This window comes from Arthrobacter sp. H41 (genome assembly GCF_000520535.1).
Lineage (GTDB): Bacteria > Actinomycetota > Actinomycetes > Actinomycetales > Micrococcaceae > Arthrobacter_D.
In genome coordinates, this window is record NZ_AZRZ01000472.1 from 1 (window position 1) to 3219 (window position 3219).

Sequence of the window (3219 nt, forward strand, 5' to 3'; positions counted from 1 at the left end):
GGCTCACCCTGCTCGATTCCTCGGGCCAGGATTCCACGGTCGGCCCAGGGCAGGCGCAGAACCTCTTCAACTCGGACACCACGGTGTCGCAGGACCTCAACCTCCTGCGCCAGGGTGCGTCGGAGGTCATCAACGGCAACCTGCTGACCCTGCCGATCGGCGGCGGCATCGCCTATGTCCAGCCGGTCTACGTGCAGTCGTCGGGTAGCTCGTCCTTCCCGGTCCTGCGGCGGGTCCTGGTGAGTTTCGGGGACAACGTCGGTTTCGCGCCGACCCTTGATGAAGCACTCGACCAGGTGTTCGGGGGAGACTCCGGCGCAACGACCGGTGACAGCGAGAACGTCGGCGAGACCCCCGATGATCCGGCGGCACCGCCGGCCGAGGGCGACGGCGGCACAGAGGTCGAGGGTGACGCCGGCGTGCCGCCTGTTGCTCCCGGCGGCACCACCGACGATCCGGCCGCTGACCTGAGGTCGGCACTCGATGACGCGAGCGCCGCGATCCAGGAGGGCAACGCAGCGCTGGCAGAGGGTGACTTCGCCGCCTACGGCGACGCCCAGGACAGGTTGAACGACGCACTCCAGCGGGCGCTCGCGGCTGAAGAGCGGGTTTCAGCAGGCGCCGGCGGCTGAGGCACCGCCTCGATTTGCCACTTCGCCCCACGGCCGGTAACGTTAGTTATACGCCGCGGGGTGGAGCAGTTCGGTAGCTCGCTGGGCTCATAACCCAGAGGTCACAGGTTCAAATCCTGTCCCCGCAACGGAATGAAGGTCTGGCCGACAGCAATGTCGGCCAGACCTTTTTTATTGCCCGGATTCGCCTCCCGGAGAGAGGTCAGCTGTCCCGCAGCGCCTTGAACGCGGCAAGGGCCCGCTCACGGCTCTCCTTCAGGTCGACCACTGGGGCGGGATAGTCCCCCGAAGGCCCATTCCACGGTTCATGGATGTTCTCGGCGTCGGCAAGCTCCGGAACGAAGCGCAGCAGGTACTTCCCCTCCGGATCGAATTTCCTGCTCTGGGTCACAGGATTGAACACGCGGAAGTACGGGCTCGCATCGGCGCCGGATCCGGCAACCCACTGCCAGTTCGCTGCGTTGCTGGCCGTATCGGCATCAACCAGATAGTCCCAGAACCACTGCTCGCCCACCCGCCAGTCGATCAGGAGGTTCTTGATCAGGAATGATCCCGTGACCATGCGGACGCGATTGTGCATCCATCCCGTTTCCTCCATCTGCCGCATGCCGGCGTCCACAAGTGGATAACCTGTCCGGCCCTCCTGCCACGCCTTCAGCTCCGATCGGGTCGAGCTTTCCCAGGCGAAGGCGTCGAATTCGGGGCGATAGTTCTTCGTGGCCAGCTCAGGGTTGAAATACAGCAGCTGCCAGCAGAACTCCCGCCACCCGAGTTCCGAACCGAACACCCTGAGATCCTCGCTGACGGCGGCATCCCGGCGTTCCTGGGCGGCGTGCCATACCTGGAAGGGACTGATCTCCCCGAAACGCAGGTGTGGTGAGAGCCTGCTGGTACCTTCCGTGGCAGGAAGATCCCGCTTGGTCCGGTATCCGGTGGCCCGCTCCTCGAGGAAGTTGTCGAGGCGCCGGTGGGCGCCGTCCTCTCCGGGAGTCCAGGTCACCCGCAGGCCCTGCGCCCAGTCGGGCGAGAACGGCAGCAGCGCCCAGTACTCGAGTTCGTCCGAGAGCGGGGGAGTGCCACCGCGAAGCGAGGCGGGAGCCTCCAGCGGAGCTCTCGGGGGCTGCCTGTCCATGCAGGCGCGCCAAAAGGGCGTGAAGACCCTGTAGGGGTCTCCGGAGCCGGAGGTCACGGCCCACGGTTCGAACAGGAGGTTCGCCTGGAAACTGTGGGCACTGATCCCGTGTTCACCGCACCAGGCCTTGATGCCGGCGTCGACGTTGCGCTCGGGCAAGCCATAGCGGCGGTTCCACAGCACGGTGTCGGCCTGGGTCTCCGCCACCAGCACGGGAATCACTTCAGCTGCGGCGCCGCGCCGCAGCGTGAGCGGAACGCCGAGTTCGGCAAGCTCCCTACCGAGCGCGACGAGTGAGTGATGGAGCCACCAGCGTGAGGCACCACCGAGCGGTCTGATCCCCGGGCTCTCCTCGTCCAGGAGGTAACAGACGACGACGTCATCCCCGCTCCGTGCTGCCGCGAAAAGGGCGGGGTTGTCGGAAATGCGGAGATCGTCGCGAAGCCACACCACGGTTCCAGCCATGCGATCAACTCACCTGTCATCGGGTCGGAGGAAGGCCGCGGGACCGGACCTCACGCGAAGGCCCGGCCCCGAGCTGACGAACCGGCGCCGCTACGTGGTCCGCTGCGGCGCCGGGTGTGCCGGCTGAAGAACTTCCTAAGAGTAGGGCGTCTCTGAGCCCTGCTCGAGGGCTGACGGCGTGGACGACGCGCTGCCGGACTTCAGCGCCGCGAGGCGTGCCTCGATCTCCGTCTGCTCGCCGAGATCCTCGAGGCTCTCGAACTGGGCGTCCAGGCTCGAGCTGGCGAGCTCCTGCTGGCCGCGGACCTTCGCCTCTTCCCGGCGGATCTTCTCTTCGAAGCGCCCCACCTCGCTGGTGGGGTCGAGGAAATCGATGCTCTTGACGGCGTCATGCACCTGCTGCTGTGCCTGGGCGGTGCGGGAGCGCGCAATCAGCTGGTCGCGCTTGCTCGTGAGCTCGTTCAGCTTGCCCTTCATCTGGGTCAGGCCGTTCTTGAGTTTGTCGACGATCTCCTCCTGCGAGGTGATCGTGGGCTCGGCGCCCTTCGCCTCGGTCTCCGCGGTGATCTGACGCTGGATCGCCACCTTCGCCAGGTTGTCGAACTTCTGGGCGTCCACCGAGTCACCCGAGGCACGGTAGTCGTCGGCTTTCCTCGAAGCGGCGAGCGCCTTGTTGCCCCAGCTCCGTGCGTTGTCGAGGTCCTCCCGATAGTCGTCCTGGATCATCCGGAGGTTTCCGATGGTCTGTGCGACGGCGCTCTCCGCCTCGGCGATGCTGTTGGTGTAGTCCCGGACCATCTGGTCCAGCATCTTCTGCGGGTCTTCCGCCTGATCGATCAGCGAGTTGATATTGGCTTTCGCCAGTTGCGCGATACGTCCGAAAATTGACTGCTTTACCATGTTGTTCCCTTTCGTTGTCTGCCTAGGTATGGAGTGCTCGCCCGGAAGCGTAGAACCGACCGGAAGTGGCTAGAAGCCGCCACCGCCGCC

Annotated in this window: 2 protein-coding genes, 1 tRNA gene and 1 pseudogene; 2 read left to right on the forward strand and 2 right to left on the reverse strand. The window is 65.5% G+C overall.

What is annotated here, in order from left to right:
* Positions 1-632, forward strand: a pseudogene (locus Y705_RS22045) (UPF0182 family protein); the annotation flags it as partial.
* A gap of 54 nt (positions 633-686) precedes the next feature.
* Positions 687-760 (forward strand) — tRNA-Met (locus Y705_RS0101505).
* Between the two features lie 74 nt (positions 761-834).
* Here the strand turns inward: Y705_RS0101505 and Y705_RS0101510 are convergent.
* Together Y705_RS0101510 and Y705_RS16495 are read right to left on the reverse strand one after the other, a co-directional pair.
* The gene (locus Y705_RS0101510) at positions 835-2229 is read right to left on the reverse strand and encodes a cryptochrome/photolyase family protein (protein WP_026531585.1); all 1395 of its coding nucleotides are present in this window, start codon (positions 2227-2229) and stop codon (positions 835-837) included.
* Between the two features lie 135 nt (positions 2230-2364).
* Positions 2365-3129 (reverse strand): PspA/IM30 family protein, encoded by a 765-nt coding sequence (locus Y705_RS16495; RefSeq protein WP_049822102.1) that lies wholly within the window; start codon positions 3127-3129, stop codon positions 2365-2367.
* Between the last annotated feature and the right edge of the window lie 90 nt (positions 3130-3219).